This window comes from Cryobacterium flavum, assembly GCF_900103805.1.
Lineage (GTDB): Bacteria > Actinomycetota > Actinomycetes > Actinomycetales > Microbacteriaceae > Cryobacterium > Cryobacterium flavum.
On the sequence record NZ_FNIB01000006.1, the window covers coordinates 74414 to 98104 of the forward strand.

The window sequence follows — 23691 nt, forward strand, 5'->3', positions numbered from 1 at the left end:
CGCCCGGGCATAACTCCTGCAATTTGTGTGGGGTCCCACGGAGTTGCCCGGAAAGACACGGATACGCCGTCAGCCGGCCAGAAATTGCAGGAGTTATGCGGCAACGGTGCCCGCTGACTTTGTGGGGAAGCCGGGCTCAGCGCGTGAGCGCCCCGATGATGCGCAGGATGCTCGGGAGGTCGTCGTTCGCCGCCTCGGGCGAGGCGGGCGCGAACCCGGTGATGGTCGCGCCGGCGAGGGTGAACTCGGCGCGCAGCGCGGTGATCGCGCCGCCGAGATCGGCCACGCTCAGTCCGAATGGAATCAGGTCGCTCAGGCCGTCGAGCGCCGACGGGTCGAGTACGTCGAGGTCGATGTGCACGAAGACATGCGTGGCGCCGGTCGCCGCGATGGCCGCGACGAGCGCGGCCGGGTCGGCCAGCTCCGAGCACGACACGCTCACCAGGCTGCGCTCGTGCAGCAGCACGTCTTCGGCGTCGTCGACGTCGCGAATGCCGGCCAGCACCACGTTCTCAAGCGGCACGGTGCTCGAAGCCTGCAGGTCGAGTTCGGTCGGCCCCTCGCCGCTGATCGCGCGCAGCACCATGCCGCAGAACCCGCCCGACGGCGAGGATTCCGGCGTGTGCAGGTCGGGGTGGGCGTCGAACCAGACCACGGCCAGATCATTCGGATGCGTGCGCGCCGCGTGCTCCACCGCGGCCAGCGTGATGCCGCAGTCGCCGCCGATCGACAAAGCCCAGTCGGTGGTGTCCTTTAAAATCTTGGTGTGGCGCTCGCGCACCTGCGCGATCGCGGAGAACCGGTGCACGCCGGTATCGAGCGCATCACCGGCCTCGACCGGCACGTCGACCAGGCGCGTGGCCGAGAACGGCAGGTCGCCCTGAATGGCCGCCGCCCCGTCGACCAGGCGCATCGCGCGCGGAGAAATCGAACCCTGCCACTGCGGCACTACAACGAAGGTGGGAGCCATACCTCAGTATGGCGCAGCCGCCGGGGCCGCAAGCATCCGCTTCGCCAGCAGCGAATTTCTCCTCCGTCAAACGACGCCTCAGTGGACAACTTTGGTGGGTGTGACGGGCTCGCAGCCACTCAAAGTTGTCCACTCAGCGACTAGCCCTCGATGGCTGCGGTGTTGCCGGCCTTGAGAGCCGCTAGTCGGGCATCCACTTCGGTCAGCTCGCCGAGGTCGTCGAGGCTTTCGAACTGGGCATCGAGGCTCGACGCTGCGAGCTCCTGGGCACCGCGCACACGGGCTTCTTCGCGGCGGATCTTGTCTTCGAACCGGTTGACCTCGCTGGTGGGGTCCATCATATCGATGCTCTTGACGGCGTCCATCACCTGAGCCTGCGCCTGGGCGGTCTTCGACCGGGCGATCAGCTCGGCGCGCTTGTTGGTGAGCTGCACCAGCTTCTCTTTCATGGCGTTCAGGCCGGTCTTGAGCTGGTTGACGATGGCCGTCTGCGACTGGATCTGCGGTTCGGCGGCCCGCGCCTCCTTCTCGTCGCGAAGCTGGCGGCCGAGCGCGACCTTGGCAAGGTTGTCGAACTTGTCGGCGTCGGCGGCGTTGCCGACGAGGCGCAGGTCGTCGGCCTTGCGGCTGGCCGCGAGGGCCTTGTCGCCCCACTCCACGGCAGCTTCCTGATCTTCGCGGTGGTCGTCTTCGAGCAGTCGCAGGTTGCCAATGGTCTCGGCGATGGCGCTTTCGGCGTCGGAGATGCTGCTGGAGAAGTCGCGCACCATCTGGTCGAGCATTTTCGCGGGGTCTTCCGCCGAGTCGAGGATCGAGTTGATGTTCGCCTTCGCGAGCTGGGCAATACGGCCGAAGATGGACTGCTTGGTCATTCGGAGGTCCTTTCAAAGGAGTGACCCTGGGCGAGGTCTCGCCAGGAACGTGCGTGCCTGTTGCAAAGTTTAGGGTGACCGGCAGACACGAGTCTGGGAACCGTCGAAAATCCGAACCGGGAGCGATGTTGCCCCGTGTTACAGGGGCGCTCGCGTGCCACGCGCGCCCCGCTCACAATGGAAACAACACGACACGACGGGAGCCGCGCCATGAACCAAGAATTCACGAACCGGATGCTCGCCGTCGTCGAGGTCACCACCGCGCGTCCCGACCGCCCCGCGTATCACGCCAAGGTGCAGGTGCTCAATGCCCGCGTCGTCACCGAGGCCGACAAAGCCGGCTGGACCGTCACGCGGGTCGCTGCGGCCGACGTCACGCCCGCCGCCCTGCTTCGCCTCACAGCGGATGCCGACGCCCTCGTCATCGTCGGCGGCGAAGACGTCACCCCCCACCTCTACGGCGGCTCCACCGGCTATGAGGGCGAGACAGCGCACTTTGCCGCCGCCGACGAGGGGCAGATCGCTCTCGTGCAGCGCGCCCTCGCGCTCGGCACCCCGCTGCTCGGCATCTGCCGTGGCCTGCAGATCATCAACGTCGCCCTCGGCGGCAACCTGGTGCAGCACATCGACGACGGCATCCACAAAAACATCGGCGTGCCGATCGACCAGATCCTCTCCACCCACGACGTCACGCTCAGCAATGACAGCACCCTCGCCGCGAGCCTCGGCCGCGTCGACATCTCGGTGCAGAGTGCCCACCACCAGATCGTCGACCGCCTCGGTTCCGGCCTCGTTGCTGCCGCGCACGCTCCCGACGGCCTGATCGAAGCCCTCGAACACGAAACCGCGCCGATCATCGGTGTGCAGTGGCACCCCGAGGCGCCCGATGCCCCGGTCGACCAGCTGGCGCTGCTCCTGGCCGGCCTCGCCGCCCAGCACGACGCCCGGGCGCGGGTCACGAACGCGCTCGCCGCCTAAGTTCGCACCGGCGAAGCAAGCCGCAGCACCTCGCACGCCTTAGGCAGCAGCCGAGAACGTAGCATCGAGCGCCGCCACGAGATCCGCCACCAGATCAGCGGTGTCCTCGAGGCCCACCGAGAAGCGCAGGTGCCCGAACTCGCGAAACGCGGCCGGGTAGGCCGCGACGCGCGGCCCGGAATTGTCGACGTGCACGATGAGGGACTCGTCGTGGCCGAGTGACACGGCCGAGGTGATCACGCGCAGGTTCGCGACGAACCGGTTCTGCGTGGCCTTGTCGCCGGCGACCGCGAAAGCGAGCACCCCGCCGAACCCGTGCGACAGCTGTCGCAGCGCGACGGCGTGCTGCGGATGCGACGCCAAACCCGGGTAGGCCACGAACGCCACCCGCGGGTCGGCCTCCAGAAGGCGGGCGATGGCCAGCGCCGACTCGCAGTGCTGCCGAATGCGCAGCGGCAGGGTGACCGAGCCGCGCATGATCAGCCAGGCGTTGAACGGGCTGATCACACCGCCGACATCGACCATCGCGTCGAGCTTGATCCGGCGGATCAGCGCTGCCCCGCCGATCACCGCGCCGCCCATCGCATCGCCGTGCCCATTGATGTACTTGGTCAGCGAGTGCACGACCAGGTCAGCTCCGTGCTCGATCGGGCGAAACAGCGGTGGTGGCGTGAACGTGTTGTCTATGGAGAGCAGCGCGCCGGCCTCGTGCGCGATCGTCGCGACGGCCGCGACATCCGTTACCGCGGTCGTGGGGTTGCCGACCGTCTCAATGTGAATCAACCGCGTCGACGAGCGGATGGCGCCGCGCACCGCCGCCAGGTCCGTCGCGTCGACGAAGGTGGCCTCGATCCCGTACTTCTCCGGCAACAGCTCCGTGAACAGTCGATAGGAGGCCTCATAGGTCACGTTGGCGACGACGACGTGGTCGCCGCTCTTCAGCAGGGTGAAGAACACGGCGTGCAGCGCCGCGACCCCGCTGGCCAGCGTCACCGCGTCCTCGCCGCCTTCGAGCACGGCGAGCTTCTGCTGCAGGCCCTGCTGGTTAGTGCCGGTGTTGCGGGTGTAGAGACCGGGGGTCGCACCCGACCAGCTCAGCGTCGACGGGTCCTCCGGCAGGGCATACGAGTTGGCCATGACGATCGGCGTGCGCAGCGCGCCCGACCCGGCGTCGATCTCGTTGCCGGCATGCACCGACTGGGTCTGGAAGCCCAGCGTGGTCGGGTCGTGTTTGTCGGGCCGCGGTGCCGGGCTCGTGGTGGGCGTCGGTTCGGTGCGAAGGCTCATTCCACCACGCTAGGCCCATCGCGGAGTGCGGCGCCGAACGTTACGCGCCATCGGCATCTGGCCGGGCCGAGATCACGAAAAAGCCCCGGCACTTCTCGCCTGGGGGGAGGTGAGAAATATACCGGGGCCAATCGTTGGAGTGGGGGAACTCCGTTTATAACCGTACGGGGGACGGCCTGAGAAGAGGCTGATAAAAATGGAAAAAGGAGTCTACCCCCACCGGGCAGCCAGCCGTTCCCGGTCGGTCGGTTTGTTATGCATCCGTTGCAACCGCAGGCATCGCGGGCCGCCCCCGTCCGGGTGCACCCCGCCGCGCTGTTTTAACTCTTTGGAAACATCTAGGAGACATCCCGACAAATCCACGTGGTCATTCGTGAGCAAGAAAAGTCACTGACAGTGAATTTACGAACAGTGACCCACCCGGATGGGAGGTCGAACAGTTGAAGATCGCAGGCTGTGGGTATCGACCACGAATTGCGCGAAGCGGATGCCGCCCACCAGCGCTACCCCAACCCCGCGCCGCCACAACGCGCGAGAGCGGAAAAATTGTTGCTTCAGGAGTGCTTAGGCAACGAATTTCCCGCTCTCGCGAACCGGAACGGGGAAGGCATCGATTGGTCGGGTGAGTCGATGTCGATCCCGGGGAGCAACGGGTCAGGCGGCCTGGTGTTTGCCGGCGCCGACCGCGCTCGTGGCGTGGGTCCAGGCGAGCAGCTCGGCCTGCGCGCGCCGACGGCTCGCAGCAGTCTGTTTGGGGGGTACCGGAACGTTCATGCGGGAGCCGGGGCAATCCGTGGTGGAGTTGGCCAACGAGTGATAGGTCGCGAACCGGGTATCCGACGTGATCCATACCATTTGCTGGCATTCTGGGCACTCTGTCTGCAACATTTTCACGATTGTCCGTTCCATCGCCGACTCGGGTAATCGGTTCGATAGCTCCAATCTAGTGGGGATAGACAGGTCAATGTCCTCCCCACTCGTGGGGACAGCAGAAAACCCGGAAGGGTGGTATTTTGCCGCGGAGTCAGCGACCGGCCGCGTAGCCCTGAGCCCCGCGCGGGTTAGCCGCCGCCTGCAGCAGCCCGGTCTGCGGCTCCCGAGTGACCGCCGAGATGCGGCCGAGTGCCCAGTCGCCGGCGCGGGTAATGCGGTGGCCACGCTGTTCCAGCTCGGTGATTACCGCATCGCCCAGCCGATCCTCCACCACGGCGCCGCCGGGCTCCCAGGTGCGCGGCCAGAACGAACCCGGAAACGAGGTGCTGTGAAACGCGGGCGCATCGATCGCCTGCTGCGGGGTGTAGCCGCCGACGATCGTGCGCAGCAGGTACAGCAACTGCCACTGGTCCTGCTGGTCGCCGCCGGGGGAGCCGAGCGCCGTCACCGCCTGCCCGTCCTTCAGCACGAGCGTCGGCGTGAGGGTCGTGCGCGGCCGCTTGCCGCCGGTCAGTGCCGAGGGTGCGCCCGGCTCGAGCCAGGTCATCTGCAGCCGGGAGCCGAGGCAGAACCCCAACTCGGGAATCGTCGGCGACGATTGCAGCCAGCCACCCGACGGCGTCGCCGAGACCATGTTGCCCCAGCGGTCGACGACGTCGATGTGGCAGGTGTCACCGCGCAGTTCGCCGGTCGAGAGCGTTTCGGGCTCGGCCACGGTGCGAGATGGTGCAGCGCTGGCCGGCGCGGCCACCGTCGGTTCGCCCACCCCAGCGGATGACCCCGCACCCTGATCTAACAGCGCCTCCGTTGTGTAGTCGGTGCGCAGTACCGGGTAGTACGGGGCGTGGCCGGGAACGATGCCCGGGCGAAACTCGTGCGAGGCGGTATCCGTGATGAGTGCCCGCCGGGTGGCCGCGTAGTCGGCCGAGAGCAGGTATTCGAGCGGCACAGAGTTAGTGGGCACCGCGGCATCGCCGTAGTAGGCCTCCCGATCGGCGATGCTAAGTTTCTGGGTCTCGAGAATCGTGTGCGCGCCCAGCGCGGTCGAGGGGTCGAGGTACTCGTCGCTGAAGCCGTCCAGAATCATCAGGGTCGCCAGCAGCGCCGGTCCCTGGCCCCAGGCGGCGGTCTTGGCGATCGTGTAACCCCGAAACTCGACGGTCACGGCCTCCTCGATGCTCGCTTCGAAGCCGGCCAGATCCGCCAGGGTCATAACACCGGCGTGGTCGGTTCCCGAGGAATGGCGGTGCGGCGTGCGCCCGAAGTCGACGATGGCCCGGGCCACGAACCCCTCCCGCCATTCCAGCCTGGCCGCGTCGATGCGCCCCTCGCGGGTCGCGACGGCCGCGTCCGCGCTGGCCGCGAGCAGACGGTCGAGGCTTCGCGCCCAGGCCGCATTGGTCACGAGGTCGCCGGCCTGTGGAAGGCGACCATCCGGCATCCACTGCGCTGCCGAGGTGGGCCAGTGCTCGGTGAACAGCGTCGCGACGGAGGTGATCGTGGCGACGACCCGTCCCAGAATCGGATGCCCGTCGCGCGCGTACCCGAGGGCGAACGCGAGCACGTCAGACAGCTCCCAGGTGCCATAATCGCGCAGCAGCACGAGCCAGGCGTCGACCGCGCCGGGAACGGCCGCGGCGAGCACACCAGACCCGGGAACCAGGTCGAGGCCTTTCGACCGGTAGTGCTCGATGGTGGCGTTCTTTGGGGCCGGGCCCTGCCCCATCAAGATGCGGGGGGCATCGGGTTCGCTGGCGGTGACGAAGACGCCGGTCATGTCGCCGCCCGGACCGTTGAGATGGGGTTCGACGATGTGCAGCACGAAGGCGCCGGCCACGGCCGCGTCGAAGGCGTTGCCGCCGCGTTCGAGCACGGCCTGGGCGCAGGCCGTCGCGAGCCAGTGCGTCGAGGCGGTCATGCCAAATGTTCCCTGCAGGGTCGGACGGGTGGTGAAGGTGTTCGCAGCGGTATAGGTCACCCGTCTACCCTCGCACGAGTGTGGGCGGGGTGCCGGTCGGCACCCCGCCCACCGCTGATTACGGCGTGACCCGATAGCGGGTGAGCATGCCGACGGCTCGCCACTTCGACTCATTTACGTCGAATCAGCTCGATTTGTGCAATGATCAGGCGCACTAAGTGCCCGCTCAGGCCGGAGGTCTCCGGCCGGTCGAGCACAACCGGCGCGGCGCGGCGCGAACTCGACATCGGGAGAGACGCACCATGAACTTTGATTGGGAATTCAACGGATTGCCGCTGCACGTCCTCATCGTGCACGCCGTCGTGATCGTGGTTCCGCTGGCGGCACTATGCACGCTGCTCACTGCATTCTGGCCGGCCGTTCGGCGGCGGCTGGGTATCGTGACGCCGCTCGTGGCCCTCGCCGCGCTCGCGCTGGTCCCCCTGGCGGTGCAGGCGGGAGAGTGGCTGCAATCCCGCCTCGTCAACGTCACCCCGCTGCTCGGAACCCACACTGCGCTCGGTCGCACCATGCTGCCGTGGGTGATCGCCCTGTTCCTCGTGGCCGTCGTGCAGTGGGTCTGGTATCGCTATTTTGTCGGTGCCGGCGGGCGTTTCGCATCCGCTGTGCCGAGCCGCAGGGGACGTCTAGTAGCCACCATCATTCTCGACCTGGCCGTTCTGGTCAGCGCGATCGGAGCTGTGGTGACCGTGGCGCTCATCGGAGAATCGGGATCACGCGCGGTCTGGACCGGTCTCTTCACGTCGTAACTTCCTAGCCCTGTGGGTGCCGCACAGAGGTGCGGCACCCACCGGGCCGGTCAGCTGCGCGGCCGGGGCGGCTGTGGTTTCTGGAAGGCCAGTTCGCCGCCGACGCGCCCGCCGAACGGGCGGCCGTGATCGGCGAACTCTTCCCGAAAATAGCCCATCCGCCACGGGCCCATTTCAAGCCGCGAACCGGTGCGCAGAATCTGTCCGTTGCCGATGCTGCGGCCGTCTTCGGCCGGCCGGGAACTGCCCCCGACCTCACCGATCGCAAACAGGCGGTACTCGTCGTTGTCATCGTGGCGAATCTCGGCGTGCAGGGGTTTCAGGCCGGGCAGTTGCAGGTCCGCGTCGGCCGACGAACCGATAGTCGTCGTGCCCGGAAGCAGGTTGAACTCTCGGGGCATCTGTCCGTTCCAATTCTTCGACCCCACGACGAAAATGAGGCGCGGGCGCCCGCTTCCCGGCGTGTAGTGCGTCGTCGTGACCCGGCGGCGGCTGCGCCGGTCGAAGGTCGGCGCGAGCGGAAACACGGTCGACGGTGGAAGCGGAATCGCCACCGGCATGCGGGCCTGCCCGCGCATGCGGGCCTGCACCAGCGGTCCGAGTGCATTTCTCGACCCGAGAACGATGTGCGGTGACCGCGTCACCAGACGTTGCGTGACGGATGCCTGTACGTCGCCCAGTCGGGCGATGAGCCCGACGGGGCCGGTGACGGACACCGTCAATCCACGATTCGCCAACTCGCCGGCCAGTGCGCGCAACGGTTCCAGGTTGAGTGCCCGGCCCTGCACGAACATTTCCGGGTTGCTCGTGTAGATGGTCACATCTCTGCCGTCTGCAGTGATCGTGCCTTGCATGGTGTCGGCGGCTCCAAAAGTGTCGCCGGTCGAACCGTCGGAGGAGCCATCGGGCCGGGCCGATGGCTCCTCCAGCGAGAAGGCGAGATCGATGTGCAGATCGATGTTCGAGGCCGGGGGCACGCTCGCGGAGGAGCCCATGATTAGCCGCGGAAGGGATCGGAGCCGACGGATTTCTGGTCGCTCGTCGTTACACGCAGGGTGCCGTTGAACTTCCACACGGCTCGCGGAGCGTCTGGACCGATATCGCGGGGAACCTCGACGACCATATCGATGAAGCTGTAGTTGATCGCTGCACCTTTGCCCGTGAGATAGGACCACATTTCCTGGCCGAGATCGGTCCAGTCCTTGATGGTGCGCTCCTCGGAGTCAGCGGAGTTCTCGACATTGCCCAGGTATGTCTGTCGTTCGGTCACGGTAAGTTCCTTTTCGCTCGCACAGAGAATGGTGCAGGTTCCGGCAAGTGCACCGGTCAGGAGGAAGAGAACCTCGAGATTTACCTAGCCTATTTACCTAGCTGTGTGGCGTAAAGGATTTTGGGTAAAACGGGAACGGGCATTATTCGGCGTCGAGGTCGGTCTCGAGAATCTTCACGAGTGAGTCGAGAGCCTCCTCGGCGCCCTCACCCTCGGCCCGCAGCACGACGGTGTCGCCGTTGGAGGCGCCGAGGCTCATGATCGAGAGGATGCTCGAGGCGTCCATGGCGTCGTCGGCCGGTTCGCCGGCCATGGCGATGGTCACTTCGAGGGGCAGCTCGCCCACAGCGGCGACGAAAATTCCGGCCGGGCGAGCGTGCAGGCCGACGCGGCTGGCGATGACGGCGGTTCGTTCAGACATGGGATCCTCCAGGGGTAGGCGCGTGAAAAGTACGGTGAAACGGGTGTGGCGGGTTAGAGCCCCAGCGTGTTAAGTATGGGTAGTTTCTCGCGAACGATGCGACGGGCATCCGCTGCCGAATGCGCTGTCAGAGCCAGTTTGGCCAGCTGCTCGGCCTCGGGGAGCGTCACGCTGGCGAGCACAGCGGCGACGGCGGAGAGAGCCCGTGCGGTCATCGACAGCGTCGTGACGCCAAGGCCGACTAATACGACCGCGAGGGCGGGGTCGGCAGCGGCCTCGCCGCAGACACCGACGGGTTTGTTGTGGCCCTCGTCGCGCGATCCGGCCACGGTCAGCCGAATCAGCTGGAGCACGGCGGGCTGCCACGGGGTGTTGAGGCCCGCGAGCGGGCCGAGCTGGCGGTCGGCCGCCATGGCGTACTGGGTGAGGTCGTTGGTGCCGAGGCTGACGAAATCGACGTGTTCGAGAATGCTCGCGGAGGTCAGGGCAGCGGAGGGGACCTCGACCATGACGCCGGGCGTTTTCAGGCCAGCTGCGGCACAGAGGCTGGCGAAATGTTCGGCTTCCTCGGCGGTGGAGATCATCGGCGCCATCACCCAGACCTGGGCTTCGGTGCCCTCGGTGGCCTGCGCGATGGCCTGCAGCTGGCGTTCGAGCACGCCGGGCGAAGTAAAATCGGTGCGGTAGCCGCGCACGCCGAGGGCCGGGTTGGGCTCGGACGCATCGGTCAGAAACGGCAGTGGTTTGTCGGCGCCGGCATCAAGCGTGCGCACGACCACCTTCTTGCCCGGAAAAGCGTCGAACACGCCGCGATAGGCCTCAACCTGTTCGGCGATGGTGGGCTCGGTGTCGCGTTCCAGAAAGCAGAACTCGGTGCGCAGCAGCCCGACGCCTTGGGCACCGGCTGCCGCAGCCTTGACCGCATCCTTTGCGCCACCGACATTGGAGAGCAGCGGAACCAGGTGGCCGTCCTTCATTCGCCCGGTCCCGTCGAACACGGCGAGGGCGGCGGTGGTTGTCTCCCACGCCTTGGCGAGCGCGACCTCGTCGCCGCCGGGGTCGACCAGGACCGTGCCGGCGGCTCCGTCGACGAAGACCAGGGTGCCGTCAGTGAGAGAGTCGACCCCCACTGCGGCGACCACGGCCGGCAGCCCGAGGGCGCGAGCAATGATGGCCGTGTGCGACTGGGGCCCGCCGCTCGAGGTGACGAGGGCCATGACTTTCGCCGGGTCGAGGGTGGCGGTGTCGGCCGGCGCGAGGTCCTCGCCGACCAGAACGAACGGAGTGTCCGAATAGGGAATTCCGGGCGCGGGAACGCCGCGCAGCTCGGCGACGATACGCCCCCGCACATCGAGGACGTCGGTCGCTCGCTCGGCCATGTAGCCGCCGAGATTGTGCAGCATCTCGGCCACCGACGCGGCGGCGTCCCAGATTGCGCGTTCCGCCGAGGCGCCGTTGTTGATGAGCTTCACGGCGGCCTTCACCAGCATCGGGTCGTTCGCCATTAGTGCTGTGGCTTCCAGCACCTCCCGGCCGGTGCCCGAAGCCGAGGACGAGCGGGCCGTGAGGTTGGTCTGCACGGCTTTCGCCGCGGTGCGCAGCAGAGCGGATGCGTCTTCCGCGCTTGTTCCCGCAACCAGCTGCTCGCCGACTGCGGGTTCACGAACCGCTTTGGGCATCAGCAGGATGGAACCGATGATGCGTCCGGGGCTGACTCCGACTCCGGAGAAGGTGCGGCCGGTCTCGGCCTGGTCTGCCGGTGCCTGGCCTGCACCGGCACTGCCTGAAAGCGTCTGCACGATCATCCTCGATTCCTTCATCCCAGCATTCGGCTGGCGTCACTGTATTGCGGAACTGCGGTCGCGCGTGTCGTTTTGGCTGCGCTGGTTCGCGCGGCGCCGGCACCGGATCAGGCGTTGACGAGCACGGCTTCCGGAGCGTCAACCGGACGCTTCCGCACGGCGTAGCGCTTGAGTCCGACAACGGCAAACGCTGATACAACAGTACCGATCGCGATTGCGAGCAGGAACAACCAGAAGTTGTCGATCGCAAAGAACACGAAGACGCCTCCGTGCGGTGCCTTGCTCGTGATGTTCCAGGCCATCGACAGTCCACCGGTGACGGCGGCGCCGAGCATGCTGGCCGGAATTACGCGGAAGACGTCGGCGGCGGCGAACGGAATGGCACCCTCGGAGATGAAAGAGAGCCCGAGAAGCCAGGCCGCCTTGCCGTTCTCCCGCTCAGCGAGGCTGAACAGCTTGCGGTCGACCACGGTGGCCAGGGCCATCGCGAGCGGCGGCACCATGCCGGCGGCCATGACCGCGGCCATGATCTGCCACGGTGCCTGGTTGGCGAGGGTGGCTGCGCCGAGGCCGGCGACGGCGAAGGCGTAGGCCACCTTGTTGACCGGGCCGCCGAGGTCGAAGGCCATCATGAGGCCGAGAATGACACCGAGAATCACAGCGGATGCCCCGGTCATGCCGTTCAGCCAGTCGCTCAGTCCCACGGTCAGCAGGGCGATCGGACCGCCGAGCACGATGAACATCAACCCGGAGGCGACGATCGACGCGATCAGCGGAATGATGACGACGGGCATAAGGCTGCGCAGCCAGCGTGGAACGTTGATTTTGGCGATGTTCACAGCGACGACACCGGCGAGCAGTCCGCCGACGATGCCGCCGAGGAACCCGGCACCCATGAATCCGGCCACGGCACCGGCGACGAAGCCGGGAGCGATGCCGGGGCGATCGGCGATGGCGAAGGAGATGTAGCCGGCCAGGGCGGGAACCAGGAAGCCCATCGACAGGGCGCCGATCTTGAAGAAGACCGCTCCCAGATAGATGTTCAGGCCCCCGTCGGGAAGGTTGAACAGGCTGTTGTTCAGCACGACTGCATCGGCGACCTTGGTGATCTCGAAGCCGCCGAGGGCGAAGCCGAGGGCGATCAGCAGGCCTCCGCCGGCGACGAACGGAATCATGTAGCTGACACCGGTGAGCAGGGCTCGCTTGAGCTTCTGGCCCAGGTGCTCACTCTTCTCCTCTGACGAGCCCCCGAGGTCAACGGTGCCGCTGACGCGACGGGTGTTCGGGTTGAGCGCGGCGGCCAGGGCTTCCTCGATCAATCGTCCGGGTTCGTCGATTCCGCGCTTGACCGGGGCATTGATGACGGGCAGTCCGGCGAAGCGTTCCCGGCCACGCACGTCGACGTCGACGGCGAAGATGACGGCGTCGGCCGCTGCGATGACGGTGGGGTCGAGCGGGGTGAGTCCGGCCGAGCCCTGGGTCTCAACCTGCAGGTCGACTCCGACGGCCTTGGCGGCGGCCACGAGGGAGTCGGCGGCCATGTAGGTGTGGGCGATGCCGGTTGGGCAGGCCGTGACGGCGACAATGCGCTTCATGCCGGACCGTGCGGGGCCGGTGCCGGCGTTCGCGTTTTCGGCACTGCCGGCGTGGGCGCCGGCAGCAACCGGCACCGGGGCGACGACGTTGCCCACGAGTTCGACGATCTGCTGCGCGGTCGACGCGTCCCGCAGGGCCGCGGTGAAGTCGTTCTTCATGAGCGACCGGGCCAGCTTGGCCAGAATCTTCAGGTGCTCCTGGTCGGCGCCGTCCGGCGCCGCAATGAGAAAGACGAGGTCGGCCGGGCCGTCCTTGGAACCGAAGTCGACCGGCGTCGATAGGCGGGCCAGTGCCAGGGTGGGCTCCAGCACGGCCGTGGAACGGCAGTGCGGAATGGCGAGCCCGCCCGGGATGCCGGTGGCGGTCTTCGCTTCGCGGGCCAGGGCATCCGCGTAGAGAGATTCGATCTCGGTGGCTCGGCCGGCGCCGACGACGAGCTCGGCCAGGTGCCGAATGACGTCTTTCGGCTCGGTACCGAGATAGGTGTCCAGAGCAACAAGCTCCGGGGTAATCAGTGCACTCACTGGTCATCCTCCTTTGGATGTGTGGCCAGGACCGGCTCGGAGGCCAGGACTGGGGCAAGGTCCGTCACGGTGACGGCGCTGGGGTTGGTTTGGTGCAGGGCGGGAACAGTGGAACCGGGCAGGGAGGCGGCGGCAGCGCCGTGGGCGGCGGCTTGGCGCAGGCAATCGGGGGCACTCGCGCCGAGGTTGCTCTGCAGCAGGTAGCCGGCCAGGGCCGAGTCGCCGGCACCGACCGTGCTTACGGCGAGCATTGGGGGAGTCGTGGCGAGCCAGCTTTCGGCGGCAGTGACGAGCACGGCGCCCTTCGCTCCGAGGGTGGCGAGCACGGCGCCGACACCACCGGCGATGAGAACGCGAGCTGCGTCGACGACGAGATCGGGGTTTGCTTCGAGCGTGTCGCCGTCGAAGAGGCCGCTCAGCTCGGCGAGTTCCTCACCGTTGGGCTTGAGCAGGTCGGGGTGGGCCAGAGCTGCCGCGGCGAGCGGGCCGCCGGAGGAATCCACGGCGACTTTCGGCGCGTGGCTACCGAGTCGGGTGCGCAGCTCGCCGATGATGCGCGCGTAGAAGTCGTCGGGCACGCCGGGGGGTACCGATCCGGCCAGCACCAGCCAGCTCGCGCCGACCGACTGTTCCAGAACGAGTTCCACCAGGGCATCCTGCTGGGCGAGGCTCAGTACGGGGCCGGGTTCGTTGAGCTTGGTCGTGGTGCCGTCGGGTTCTGTGATCGCGACATTGCTGCGGAGGGGCGCGCCGATCGGCAGGCCGAGGTGTGGAATTGACTGGCTGGTGAGGGCGAGCAGCACCGGATCGTCGGCGTCACCGGGCAAAATGGCGAGGCTTGAAATGCCGCTCGCTTCGAGGGCGCGGCAGATGTTGACGCCCTTGCCGCCGGGTTCGCTGTGGGCGGCCACGGCCCGCTGCACCTCGCCGCGTTCGATCGGGCCGGCCAGCTCGATGGTGCGGTCGAGGCTCGGGTTGGGGGTCAGGGTGACGATCATGCGATCACCACGTCGACGTCGGCCGCGGCGAGGGCTGCGGCCAGATCAGCGGATGGCGGGGCATCCGTTATCAGGGTATCGATGGCCGCGAGGGCGGCGAAACAGACGAGGGTCTCCTGGTCGAGCTTGCTGGAATCGGCGAGCACGACGACGCGCCTGGCTGAGGTGACGATGGCCGCTTTGACGGCCGCTTCGACCGAGTCGGGGGTGCTGAGTCCGAAGGTGGCGCTGATGCCGTTGGTGCCGATGAAGGCGATGTCGGGGCGCAGCAACCCGAGCTGCGCGACGGTTCCGGCGCCGACGATGGCGCTGGTCAGCCCGCGCACGCGGCCCCCGAGAATGTGCAGCTGGATTGTCTCGTTGCTGGAGAGTTTGCCGGCGATCGGCACCGCGTTGGTGATCACCAGAAGTTGGTCGCCGCTGACAGCCGGAGTGAAGCTGGCCAGGCGGTCGGCGAGAAGCTCCGTGGTGCTGCCGGCGTCGAGCAGGATCGAACCGGTGCGACTGGCCGGAATCATGCGCATGGCGGCGTCGGCGATGCGCGACTTCTCGTCGAGGTGCTGGGTCTGGCGTTCGTCGAGGCTCGGTTCGGACAGGCTCAGGCGGTCGATGGCGACCGCGCCGCCGTGCACGCGCCGCAGCTGGCGGGCGGCTTCGAGGGTGTCGAGGTCGCGGCGTACGGTCTCGGCGGTGATGGCGAATCGCGTGGCGAGGTCGGTGACGGTGACCCGGCCCTGGGTTGCCACGAGTGCGGCGATCAAGAGTTGACGTTCTTCGGCGAACACGAATGCCTCCTCGACGGTGAGTGATGTTGGTCACGAAGTTGGTTTCATTGACTTTAGCTGTGTTTATTTTTGTTTGTCAAGAAAAGAGAAGATAAACAAAGAAATATTGCTGCGCAGCGGCACGCGGATGCTGCCGGTCGGGCATGTCGGTGGGCCCCGGTAGCGTAATTGGTATGAAGATTCTGCACACCTCGGACTGGCACATCGGGCGCACCTTCCATACCCATTCCACGCTCGAGCACCTCGGTCTCGTGTTGGACGCACTGGTTGCGGTGGTGGTGCAACGCGGTGTCGACGTGGTGGCCGTGGCCGGTGATGTCTTCGATTCCGCAATGCCCTCCAAAGAGAGCTACGCGCTGCTGACCGACACGCTGCGGCGGTTGAAAGAGGCCGGGGCATCCGTTGTGATGACCAGCGGCAATCACGACTCGGCCACCCGGCTCGGGTTTCAGGCTGAGTGGGCAGCGCTGGCCGGCATCCACATCCTGACCCGGCCCGAGCAATACGCCTCGCCGATCACCCTCACCGACGAGCACGGCCCGGTTCATTTCTATGGCATCCCCTACCTGGAGCCGGCCCTCATTCGCCACCTGCACCCCGGTGTACCGTTGAAAACGCAGGAGCAGGTGCTCGACTTCGCCATGACGCGCATTCGGGACGACCTGGCGCTGCGCCTCACTGCGGGCGGCCGGGGTGGCCGCAGCGTCGTCCTCGCGCACTGTTTCGCGGCCGGCGTCGCCCCGGCTGCCGAGTCGAGCGATGTGGAGCGCGATATCACCGCCGGCGGGCTCGACCTCGTACCGCTGTCGGTGTTCGACGGCTGCGACTACGTCGCGCTCGGCCACATTCACGGGCGAGCCACCCTCACCCCGCGGGTGCGCTACTCCGGGGCGCCGCTGCACTACTCTTTCGCCGAGGCCGGCAAGCCGCGCGGTGCCTGGCTGGTCGAACTCGGCGCCGACGGCCTGGGCTCCGACGCTGGTGCCGTGGAGTGGGTCGACCTGCCCGTTCCGCGCCGGCTCGCGGTACTCACCGGCGAACTCGCCGACCTGCTCGCTGACGAGGCATTCGCCGACAACGAGGGCGACTGGGTGAAAGCCATTCTCACCGACCGGGTGCGCCCGCTCGACGCGATGCGGGCGCTGCAATCCCGATTTGTCCACGCGGTGACGCTCGAGCACCGCCCCACGATCACTCTCGATGCGGAGGGCTCCACCTACGCCGAGCGCATTCGCGCGGCCACGGGGGATACCGAGATTGTGGCTGGCTTCCTGTCGTTCGTTCGCAACGGGGTCGGTCCCAGCGAGTTTGAAAGTGCATTGGTCGCAGAACTGTTAAACGAACAGAGTGTGAAGGAGGTGAACGCATGAAGATCCAGCGACTGCGTCTGGCCGGATTCGGGCCATATAAGACTGAACAAATTGTCGATTTCGAACGTTTCGATGCCGACGGCATCTTTCTCATCACCGGCAAGACCGGCGCCGGCAAATCCAGTATTCTCGACGCTATCTGCTTCGCTCTCTATGACCAAGTGCCGCGGTTTCCCGATGGAAAGCAGCCGTTGCGTAGCGACTACTGCGAGCCCGATGATCCCACCTTTGTCGAACTCGACTTCAGCCTGCGCGGGCGTGAGTATCGCCTGTTGCGCAGCCCCGCCTACGAGCGGGCGAAGAAGAACGGCACCGGAACCACCACCGCGGCGCCCACCGCTGTACTGCAGGTGCTCCACGGCACCGAGTGGCAAGGCCTTGCGGCCAAACCACACGCGGTCGGCCTGGAACTGAGCACGATCCTGCCCCTGAAGGCCGACCAATTCCTGCAGGTGATCCTGCTCGCCCAAAACCGGTTCCAATACTTTCTGCTGGCCAAGACCGATGAACGCCGTGCCGTGCTGCGCACCCTGTTCGGGACCACCCGATTTGAGCAACTGGAAACCGCGCTCGTGCAGCGCCGCAAATCACTCGACGACCGGCTCGCTGACGTGCAGCGCGACATCGTCGAACACACCACCGCTGCCATGCACCAGCTTCGGCTTTCTGAACCGCCCATCGCCCCCGACCTGGGCTGGTTTCAGGGCGCTCTGGCCGACTTGACCAGCGCAGTCGACGCCGCCGCAGAGGAGTCGGCCAGTGCGGCCGCTCTGCTGTCTGAAGCCACTGCCGACCACCGCGCGGCCACGGAGACCCAGCGGCGTCAGGGCCGCCGCGCTCTGGCCGACACCGCTCTCGCCACCCTCGACGGCCGCCGGGCCGAGGTCGAGGAAGAACGCAGCACACTGCTGCGGGCCGCCCGAGCGGCACGGGTCTGGCCGCACATTCGCAGCAGCCGGGCCGCGACTGCCGACTGGCAGGCCGTTCTGGCCGCTGAAACCTTGGCGCGGGTCGCCTGGCTGCCGTTCGGCGACAGCAGCGCCGGTGTCAGCGGCAGCACGGCGCAGAGCGAGTCCGAGCCGGTGCTGCGCCCGATCATGGACGCCCTCGTGAGACGTCTCGGAGCGCTCGCGGAGGTACTCGCGGAAGAGAAGCAGCTCCCTGCCCTGAACCACGAGATCACCGCTTTGTTCGACGTGCTCACCGGCCACACCAACGGTTTGACGCGTGCGCAGAATCGCATCGATGAGCTGCCTCAGCAGATCGATTTCGTCGGCGAGCAACTCGCGGCCGCAACCCTCGCCGCCTCCGGCGAGACTAACGCCGACGACGCCGTGCGCCGGTCCGACGCCGCGTTCACGGCCGCCGAAAACGTGGTGTCGTTGCAGACCGAGCTGGCCGGGGCGGGCGCTCAACTGCTCGACCGCAGTCGGGACAACGCGGCGGCCGCCGTTGCCTACGAGGCCCTCGTGGCTCGTCGGTTCGCCGGGCAGGCGTCCGAATTGGCCAGCCGCCTCGTCGATGGTGTGCCCTGCCCGGTCTGCGGTTCGGTCGAACACCCGGCTCCCGCAGCAGCGGAGGGCGAACAGGTCACTGCAGCCGACCTCGATTCGGCCCAACTGCAGATGCAGGGCCGGCAGCGCGAACTGGCCGATGCTCAGGAGACCCAGGCCGCCCTGACGAATCGTCTCGGGCAGGCGCAGGCGCTGGCCGGGCAACGAAGTGTTGACGAGCTCCGCGCCGAAGGCGTGGCTGCCCGGGCCCGGTTGGCCACCGCGCGCACGGCTGCCGGCCTGGTCGGTGGGCTTCGGCAGGAAAACGCCGACCTGCGGGACGCCCAGGCCGACGCACGAGCCGCGGTGGTGAGCCTCCGGGCGGCACGCGATACTGCGGCAGACACCCACAGCGAACGGTCGGGGCAGCGTGACCTGCTCGTGGCCCGCGTGGGAGCGCAGCGTGGTGATCGCGATACCGTGACCGACCAGGCGCGCGCTCTGCAGCACGAGCTGGACTGCGCTCGCGCCCTCGACGACGCCCTCGTGCTCAGCCAGCAGCGCGCCGCGGCTCGTGATGCCGCCGACCTCGACCTCGCGAGCCAACTGGCGGAGCAAGCCTTTGATGACGAGGAAACCGCTGCCGCGGCGCGGCTCGACGAGCGCCAGACCGCACAGCTGGCGAACGATGTGCGGTCCTATGACGACCAGCGTGCAGCGGCCCTGGCGGCAGTGGCAGATCCTGAGCTGATCGATCTTGCGCCAGATCCGGTCGATCTTGAGCCATCCCGGCTGGCGTTCGCAGCCGCGAGCGGCGCGCGCGATGACGCTGTGGGCGCGCACAGCTCGCTCGCCGAACGTGCCGGCCAGCTGGACGTGCTCGTGCGGGGCGTTACAACGCGATTCGCGGCATCCGCTGATCTGCTCGACGAACACTCCCAGGTACGAGGCCTGGCCGACGTCGTGCAGGGAGACGAACCGAACACGAAACGGATGCGGCTGGAGACTTACGTTCTAGCCGCCCAGCTGGAAGAGATCGTCGTGGCGGCCAACCTGCGGCTGCGCACGATGACCAGCGGCCGCTACGCCCTCGAACACGATGACTCCCGAGTGAAGGGCGGTGCTCGGTCGGGACTGGGGCTGGCGATCCGCGATGAGTTCACCGGTCGAGCCCGGGCGACGCACTCTCTTTCGGGTGGCGAGACCTTCCTGGCCTCGCTTGCTCTCGCGCTCGGACTGGCGGAGGTGGTGACCGGGCAAGCCGGCGGCATCACGCTCGACACCCTGTTCGTCGACGAGGGGTTTGGCTCGCTCGACAGCGAGACCCTGGAGACGGCCATGAGCACCCTCGACACCCTGCGCGCCGGCGGACGCACGATCGGCCTGATCAGTCACGTCGACTCCATGAAAGAGCAGATCCCGGCGACCCTGCGTATCTCGGTCACCGACCAGGGCTACAGCCGAATCGAGGCCAACGCACCCGCCGAATGACCGTTCGTGGGCGGTACGGAATCGTTCCCGGACCGTCCAAGCGCCGTTCGAGGCCACCGGGCTGACCACAAGAGGTGGGCTTCAGCCATTGCCCATCCGCGGTGAGCCTGTCACGATCGGAGCGTTGCCGCAACGAAGCGAGCTGCGCCAGGGAACCCGAATGAAGAAGATCCTCTATATCGACCTCGACAACACCCTCGTCAACGTGCAATCGGGGATCGACCGACTCACCAACGCCGAGTACATCCGCTATGAGAAGCGGCTCGACGAGGTGCCGGGTATTTTCGCCCGCATGGAGCCGATCAGCGGTGCCATTGACGCGTTTCACACCCTCGCCCAATCGTTCGACACCTACATTCTGTCGATGGCACCGTGGGGAAATGCGAGTGCCTGGCAGCACAAGCTGGAGTGGGTGCAGGAACATCTCGGAGTGGATGCCGGCGGGCCGGCCTATAAGCGGCTCATTCTTTCGCACCACAAGCACCTGAACCGCGGCGACTTTCTGGTCGACGACGGATTGGCCGTTGGCGCTGACCGGTTCGAGGGCGAGCTGATCAAATTTCTGACCCCGCTGTTCCCCGACTGGAACACGGTGACCCGCTACCTGCTCGAGCGTGCCGACAACAATTCATCCCCGACGAGCGAGCCCTATTCTCGGCACCGCCCGGCGCTGCAGCGCGGGGCGGCGCTGCAGCGCTGACCGCGCATTCTACGGGCTTCGTACCGGTCCAAATGCTGTAACCCGATTTCGCTCATCGCGCAAGAAAACAGGTGAATTTGGCACTTGAGCAGGGGTGCTCGCCGTTGTATATTGATCTTGCTTAGACCAGTCCGATTGCCCTGCCGACCGGACTGGTCTTTCCTTGTCTGCCCTCCCTGCCGGCGACCTCGCTGACAACCCTGGGACGCCCCTGCCGCCGGCTCGCGGCGAATCATACAGGGTCCTGAAGTCTTGACTAGGGGTTTACCCACATGTAAATCTGGGGTAATCTCACTTTCAGACAGGCTCGGATGGGTCCCGGCGGCTTACCCGGACAGATTTGGGCCACCAGATGATTGGGTGAAGATGATGGTGGAACTAAAGAAGATGACGGAACTGAAATCGGATTTCGTTCCGATGGGTGAAGTCAGCGCTGATGAACGCTCCCGAATGGCGTTCGGCAAGGCTGGTGTGCACCGCGACGATCGTTACGCCGTCGCGGTGAACGCTGAGGGCGAGATCCTGCTCACCCCGCTCGTGTCCATTCCGCGCCGTGAACTCTTGGTGTGGGATGACGAAGGCATCCGCGCCGCTCTGGTGCGAGGTCTCGAGCACAGCAGCAAGGACGAGACCAACGAGGGTGGCGACTTCACCCGGTACGCCGATGAGGAGCACGCTGTCGACGAGTCGGCCGCGCCCGCCGAGCCTCAGTCATGAGTTTTACGCTTCTTCTCACGAGGGAAGCGGCCTCGGGATTATCCATCCTCGAAACAAAACCACAATTGGTCGGCCGTCTGAAGCGGGTGCGTACGGCCCTCGGCCGGCTGCAGCTGAACCCTGACGACCCGGCATTGCGCTCACACAAGTATGTGTCGCTCGCTGGCAAGAAGGGGGAGGCCGTCTGGGACTCCTACATAGAGCACCGCACGCCGACGGCCGGGCGCATCTACTGGCACTACGGTCCCGGCCTTGATCGCATCACCGTTGTGATAATCACGCCGCACCCGTAGCGGGTGCCGCGCCTGCACGCATCGGCTGCTCCGCTCTAGAACGGGTGGAGCAGCCGGTGCAGGAACTGGCGGGTGCGTTGCTGCTGGGGGTTCCGCAGCAGCTGCTTCGGGTCGCCGTGCTCGACGATCGTGCCGCCGTCGACAAAGGCGATCTCGTGCGCGACCTCGCGGGCGAATTCGAGCTCGTGAGTGACGATGACCATGCTCCAGCCTTCGTCGGCCAGCTCCTTGATCAGGCGCAGCACGTCGCCGACGAGTTCGGGATCGAGAGCGGATGTCGGCTCGTCGAATAAAAGCAGCTGTGGTCGCAGCGCCAGCGCGCGCACGATGCCGACGCGCTGCTGCTGCCCGCCGGAAAGTTCGAACGGGTAGCTGTCCCGCTTGTCGGTCAGTCCGACACGCTCGAGCAAAGCGAACGCCTCGGCAGTTGCCTCGGCAACCGGGCGGCGCTGCACCACGACCGGTCCCTCAATCACGTTCTGCAGAACGGTCTTGTGCGGAAACAGGTTGTAGTGCTGAAAGACCATAGCCGAGCGGTCGCGAAGGGCGGCCAGCTGTTTCGGCGTGGTCTTCGCGGCGAAATCAAGGGTCACGGGCACGGAGGTGGCTCCGCGTCCGGGCGTCCGGCCGGCACCGGGTCGGTCAACAGGGGAGGCTGCCGCGACCTCGATCGTGCCGCCGTCGGGCAGTTCGAGCCCGTTCAGGCAGCGCAGAATTGTGGTTTTTCCCGAGCCCGACGGACCGATCAGGGCGAGCACCCGGCCGCGGCCCACCGTGAGGTCCACCGATTCCAGCACGCGGTTGGTGCCAAAACTTTTCTGCAGGCCGCGCACGCGGAGTAGTGGAACAACGGGCTCGGCCGCACGATCTGCGGCCGGAAGATCAGCGGGCGACATAGCGGTCCAATCGTCTCTCGAGAAAACCCTGGCCGGTGGAGAGCACCAAGCAGATGACCCAGTAGATGAGGGCTGCTTCGAGATAGAGCAGCATGAACTTATTGCTGAACGCAGCCACTTGCTGCGCCTCGCGGAACAATTCGGTGACCAGGATCAGCGAGGCCAGCGAGGTGTCCTTGACCAGGCTGATGAACGTGTTCGACAGCGGCGGCACCGACACCCGAGCTGCCTGCGGCAGGATGATGCGGGTGAGGGCGCGCCGGTGCGACATGCCGATCATGTAGGCGGCTTCCCACTGGCCCTTGGGCACCGAGAGAATTGCGGCGCGAATGACCTCGGCTGCATAGCCGCCGACGTTGATGGAGAAGGCCACCACGGCGCTCGGCCACGGGTCGATGGTCACGCCGATCGACGGCAGCCCATAGAAGATCACGAACAGTTGCACCAGCAGCGGAGTGCCGCGCACGATCGAGATGTAGCCGCGGGCGATGCCCGATAGCCAGCGGCGGGTCGACAACCTCATCAGGGCCAGCGCAATCGCGAGCACGAGCCCGATCGCAAACGACATCAGGGCGAGCGGAATCGTGCCTCGAATGGCGCCGTCCAGCATCGGCCAGAACGAGCTGACGAATAACTCCCAATCAGGCTGGATCATCGATGAGCGTTACTGGCTGACGTCGGCGCCGAAGTACTTGTCGGAGAGCTTGGCGAGCGTTCCGTCGGCCGTGAGGGTCGCGAGGGCTGCGCTCACGGCGTCGGCCAGCGCGGTGCCGTCCTTCGCGAAGGCGAAGGCGCTTTCCGAACGGTCTTCGGTCTCCGCAGCGATCTTCAGATTGTCGGCGCCGTTGGACTTCTGGTAGTCGAGAAAGGTGAGTTTGTCGTTGACTGTGGCATCGACTCGACCCTGTTCGACCAGGGCGACCGACTGGGCCCAGCCCTCGACTCCTTCGACGGTCGCGCCGCTCTCGGTGGCCAGGGCGTTCCAGTTGCTGGTGAGGGACTGCGCCGTGGTCAAGCCCTTGAGGCTCGCGAACGACGTGATTGACGTGTTGTCGGCGGGAACGACGATGACTCCGGTGGAGTAGGTGTACGGCGTGGAGAACACGTACGATTCGAGGCGTTCTGGGGTTATCGACACCTGGTTGGCAATGGTGTCCCAGCGGCCGGCGGTGAGGCCGGCGAAGATGGCGTCCCACTGGGTCTCTTCGAATTTCGCTTCGACGCCGAGCTCGTCGGCAACGGCGCGGGCCACCTCGACGTCGTAGCCGGTGAGCTCGCCCGAACCGTCTTCGTGGAACGAGAACGGCCGGTAGGTGCCTTCGGTGCCGATGGTGAGGGTACCGGAGTCGAGCACGCTGCTGAGCGAGTCGTCGGTGCCAGTTGCGCTGTCCGCCGCGGGGGCGGAGCAGCCCGTAAGGGCGAGGGCAGCGATCGACAGCACGGCGACGGGAATGAATCTGAGCTTCATGAAAGGAATGCCTAACGAACTCGTTGGGGCGGGCGGGTTGTGCCGCGCTGCCCCAGAATGTGCGGAGGCCGCGGGTAGCGGCGTCCTAAGCGTAACAAGG

22 protein-coding genes are annotated in these 23691 nt (G+C 66.6%); 7 read left to right on the plus strand and 15 right to left on the minus strand.

Features of this window, described 5'->3' with window-relative positions:
* Positions 1–136 precede the first annotated feature (136 nt).
* The gene (locus BLS91_RS10055; RefSeq protein WP_092340591.1) at positions 137–970 is read right to left on the minus strand and encodes an arginase family protein; all 834 of its coding nucleotides are present in this window, start codon (positions 968–970) and stop codon (positions 137–139) included.
* 140 nt (positions 971–1110) lie between these two features.
* The gene (locus BLS91_RS10060; protein WP_092340592.1) at positions 1111–1842 is read right to left on the minus strand and encodes a PspA/IM30 family protein; all 732 of its coding nucleotides are present in this window, start codon (positions 1840–1842) and stop codon (positions 1111–1113) included.
* A gap of 210 nt (positions 1843–2052) precedes the next feature.
* On the opposite strand from BLS91_RS10060, the gene BLS91_RS10065 reads away from it, so the two are divergent.
* A complete protein-coding gene (locus tag BLS91_RS10065) occupies positions 2053–2820 on the plus strand; it encodes a gamma-glutamyl-gamma-aminobutyrate hydrolase family protein (RefSeq protein WP_092340593.1) in 768 nt (255 codons plus the stop codon).
* A 39-nt stretch (positions 2821–2859) separates the two neighbouring features.
* On the opposite strand, the gene BLS91_RS10070 is transcribed toward BLS91_RS10065, so the two are convergent.
* The 3 genes from BLS91_RS10070 to BLS91_RS10080 all read right to left on the minus strand — a co-directional run bounded on the left by BLS91_RS10070 (position 2860) and on the right by BLS91_RS10080 (position 6958).
* Complete coding sequence (locus BLS91_RS10070) at positions 2860–4107, minus strand: trans-sulfuration enzyme family protein (protein WP_092340594.1); 1248 nt, start codon at positions 4105–4107, stop codon at positions 2860–2862.
* Positions 4108–4761: 654 nt separating this feature from the next.
* Positions 4762–4962, minus strand: coding sequence for a hypothetical protein (locus tag BLS91_RS10075; protein ID WP_092340595.1), 201 nt, complete (start codon positions 4960–4962; stop codon positions 4762–4764).
* A 169-nt stretch (positions 4963–5131) separates the two neighbouring features.
* Positions 5132–6958 carry a gamma-glutamyltransferase family protein gene (locus BLS91_RS10080; RefSeq protein ID WP_092340775.1) on the minus strand — a complete coding sequence of 609 codons (1827 nt, stop codon included), beginning with the start codon at positions 6956–6958 and terminating at the stop codon, positions 5132–5134.
* Positions 6959–7260: 302 nt separating this feature from the next.
* On the opposite strand from BLS91_RS10080, the gene BLS91_RS10085 reads away from it, so the two are divergent.
* A complete protein-coding gene (locus BLS91_RS10085) occupies positions 7261–7767 on the plus strand; it encodes a hypothetical protein (RefSeq protein WP_092340596.1) in 507 nt (168 codons plus the stop codon).
* Between the two features lie 50 nt (positions 7768–7817).
* Here the strand turns inward: BLS91_RS10085 and BLS91_RS10090 are convergent, their stop codons facing one another.
* From BLS91_RS10090 to BLS91_RS10120, 7 genes are all read right to left on the minus strand, one after another.
* Positions 7818–8762, minus strand: coding sequence for an FHA domain-containing protein (locus tag BLS91_RS10090; protein ID WP_092340597.1), 945 nt, complete (start codon positions 8760–8762; stop codon positions 7818–7820).
* Between the two features lie 2 nt (positions 8763–8764).
* Positions 8765–9037 (minus strand): hypothetical protein, encoded by a 273-nt coding sequence (locus BLS91_RS10095; protein WP_369827297.1) that lies wholly within the window; start codon positions 9035–9037, stop codon positions 8765–8767.
* Positions 9038–9179: 142 nt separating this feature from the next.
* Entirely contained in the window at positions 9180–9458 is a 279-nt protein-coding gene (locus tag BLS91_RS10100; protein WP_092340598.1) for an HPr family phosphocarrier protein, read from the minus strand.
* Between the two features lie 53 nt (positions 9459–9511).
* Positions 9512–11263 carry a phosphoenolpyruvate--protein phosphotransferase gene (gene ptsP / locus BLS91_RS10105; protein ID WP_092340599.1) on the minus strand — a complete coding sequence of 584 codons (1752 nt, stop codon included), beginning with the start codon at positions 11261–11263 and terminating at the stop codon, positions 9512–9514.
* A 104-nt stretch (positions 11264–11367) separates the two neighbouring features.
* Positions 11368–13380, minus strand: a complete 2013-nt coding sequence (locus BLS91_RS10110; RefSeq protein ID WP_092340600.1) for a PTS fructose transporter subunit IIABC — start codon at positions 13378–13380, stop codon at positions 11368–11370.
* Positions 13377–14378: a 1-phosphofructokinase family hexose kinase gene (locus BLS91_RS10115; protein WP_092340601.1), complete on the minus strand. Its 1002-nt coding sequence runs from the start codon at positions 14376–14378 to the stop codon at positions 13377–13379. The genes BLS91_RS10110 and BLS91_RS10115 overlap by 4 nt, the downstream gene beginning before the upstream one ends.
* A complete protein-coding gene (locus BLS91_RS10120; RefSeq protein WP_092340602.1) occupies positions 14375–15163 on the minus strand; it encodes a DeoR/GlpR family DNA-binding transcription regulator in 789 nt (262 codons plus the stop codon). Before BLS91_RS10120 ends, BLS91_RS10115 begins: the two co-directional genes overlap by 4 nt.
* Before the next feature lie 173 nt (positions 15164–15336).
* On the opposite strand from BLS91_RS10120, the gene BLS91_RS10125 reads away from it, so the two are divergent.
* From BLS91_RS10125 to BLS91_RS10145, 5 genes are all read left to right on the plus strand, one after another.
* Positions 15337–16533, plus strand: coding sequence for an exonuclease SbcCD subunit D (locus tag BLS91_RS10125; RefSeq protein ID WP_092340603.1), 1197 nt, complete (start codon positions 15337–15339; stop codon positions 16531–16533).
* On the plus strand, positions 16530–19517 hold the full coding sequence (locus BLS91_RS10130; protein ID WP_092340604.1) for an AAA family ATPase: 2988 nt from the start codon (positions 16530–16532) through the stop codon (positions 19515–19517). Before BLS91_RS10125 ends, BLS91_RS10130 begins: the two co-directional genes overlap by 4 nt.
* A 160-nt stretch (positions 19518–19677) precedes the next feature.
* A complete protein-coding gene (locus BLS91_RS10135) occupies positions 19678–20217 on the plus strand; it encodes a 5' nucleotidase, NT5C type (protein ID WP_092340605.1) in 540 nt (179 codons plus the stop codon).
* Between the two features lie 387 nt (positions 20218–20604).
* Positions 20605–20934 carry a hypothetical protein gene (locus BLS91_RS10140; RefSeq protein WP_092340777.1) on the plus strand — a complete coding sequence of 110 codons (330 nt, stop codon included), beginning with the start codon at positions 20605–20607 and terminating at the stop codon, positions 20932–20934.
* Positions 20931–21227 (plus strand): hypothetical protein, encoded by a 297-nt coding sequence (locus BLS91_RS10145; RefSeq protein WP_092111002.1) that lies wholly within the window; start codon positions 20931–20933, stop codon positions 21225–21227. Before BLS91_RS10140 ends, BLS91_RS10145 begins: the two co-directional genes overlap by 4 nt.
* Positions 21228–21262: 35 nt before the next feature.
* On the opposite strand, the gene BLS91_RS10150 is transcribed toward BLS91_RS10145, so the two are convergent.
* The 3 genes from BLS91_RS10150 to BLS91_RS10160 are packed head-to-tail and all read right to left on the minus strand — an operon-like array spanning position 21263 to position 23591.
* Positions 21263–22123, minus strand: coding sequence for an amino acid ABC transporter ATP-binding protein (locus tag BLS91_RS10150; RefSeq protein WP_092340606.1), 861 nt, complete (start codon positions 22121–22123; stop codon positions 21263–21265).
* Positions 22110–22778: an amino acid ABC transporter permease gene (locus tag BLS91_RS10155; RefSeq protein WP_092340607.1), complete on the minus strand. Its 669-nt coding sequence runs from the start codon at positions 22776–22778 to the stop codon at positions 22110–22112. The genes BLS91_RS10150 and BLS91_RS10155 overlap by 14 nt, the downstream gene beginning before the upstream one ends.
* 9 nt (positions 22779–22787) lie before the next feature.
* Complete coding sequence (locus BLS91_RS10160) at positions 22788–23591, minus strand: amino acid ABC transporter substrate-binding protein (RefSeq protein WP_092340608.1); 804 nt, start codon at positions 23589–23591, stop codon at positions 22788–22790.
* Positions 23592–23691: the final 100 nt, after the last annotated feature.

Coding starts and splice junctions, on each gene's coding strand:
- BLS91_RS10055 (WP_092340591.1), bottom strand. CDS start 970: ATGGCTCCCACCTTCGTTGTAGTGCCGCAGTGGCAGGGTTCGATTTCT.
- BLS91_RS10060 (WP_092340592.1), bottom strand. CDS start 1,842: ATGACCAAGCAGTCCATCTTCGGCCGTATTGCCCAGCTCGCGAAGGCG.
- BLS91_RS10065 (WP_092340593.1), top strand. CDS start 2,053: ATGAACCAAGAATTCACGAACCGGATGCTCGCCGTCGTCGAGGTCACC.
- BLS91_RS10070 (WP_092340594.1), bottom strand. CDS start 4,107: ATGAGCCTTCGCACCGAACCGACGCCCACCACGAGCCCGGCACCGCGG.
- BLS91_RS10075 (WP_092340595.1), bottom strand. CDS start 4,962: ATGGTATGGATCACGTCGGATACCCGGTTCGCGACCTATCACTCGTTG.
- BLS91_RS10080 (WP_092340775.1), bottom strand. CDS start 6,958: ATGACCGCCTCGACGCACTGGCTCGCGACGGCCTGCGCCCAGGCCGTG.
- BLS91_RS10085 (WP_092340596.1), top strand. CDS start 7,261: ATGAACTTTGATTGGGAATTCAACGGATTGCCGCTGCACGTCCTCATC.
- BLS91_RS10090 (WP_092340597.1), bottom strand. CDS start 8,762: ATGGGCTCCTCCGCGAGCGTGCCCCCGGCCTCGAACATCGATCTGCAC.
- BLS91_RS10100 (WP_092340598.1), bottom strand. CDS start 9,458: ATGTCTGAACGAACCGCCGTCATCGCCAGCCGCGTCGGCCTGCACGCT.
- ptsP (WP_092340599.1), bottom strand. CDS start 11,263: ATGATCGTGCAGACGCTTTCAGGCAGTGCCGGTGCAGGCCAGGCACCG.
- BLS91_RS10115 (WP_092340601.1), bottom strand. CDS start 14,378: ATGATCGTCACCCTGACCCCCAACCCGAGCCTCGACCGCACCATCGAG.
- BLS91_RS10125 (WP_092340603.1), top strand. CDS start 15,337: ATGAAGATTCTGCACACCTCGGACTGGCACATCGGGCGCACCTTCCAT.
- BLS91_RS10130 (WP_092340604.1), top strand. CDS start 16,530: ATGAAGATCCAGCGACTGCGTCTGGCCGGATTCGGGCCATATAAGACT.
- BLS91_RS10135 (WP_092340605.1), top strand. CDS start 19,678: ATGAAGAAGATCCTCTATATCGACCTCGACAACACCCTCGTCAACGTG.
- BLS91_RS10140 (WP_092340777.1), top strand. CDS start 20,605: ATGACGGAACTGAAATCGGATTTCGTTCCGATGGGTGAAGTCAGCGCT.
- BLS91_RS10145 (WP_092111002.1), top strand. CDS start 20,931: ATGAGTTTTACGCTTCTTCTCACGAGGGAAGCGGCCTCGGGATTATCC.
- BLS91_RS10150 (WP_092340606.1), bottom strand. CDS start 22,123: ATGTCGCCCGCTGATCTTCCGGCCGCAGATCGTGCGGCCGAGCCCGTT.
- BLS91_RS10155 (WP_092340607.1), bottom strand. CDS start 22,778: ATGATCCAGCCTGATTGGGAGTTATTCGTCAGCTCGTTCTGGCCGATG.
- BLS91_RS10160 (WP_092340608.1), bottom strand. CDS start 23,591: ATGAAGCTCAGATTCATTCCCGTCGCCGTGCTGTCGATCGCTGCCCTC.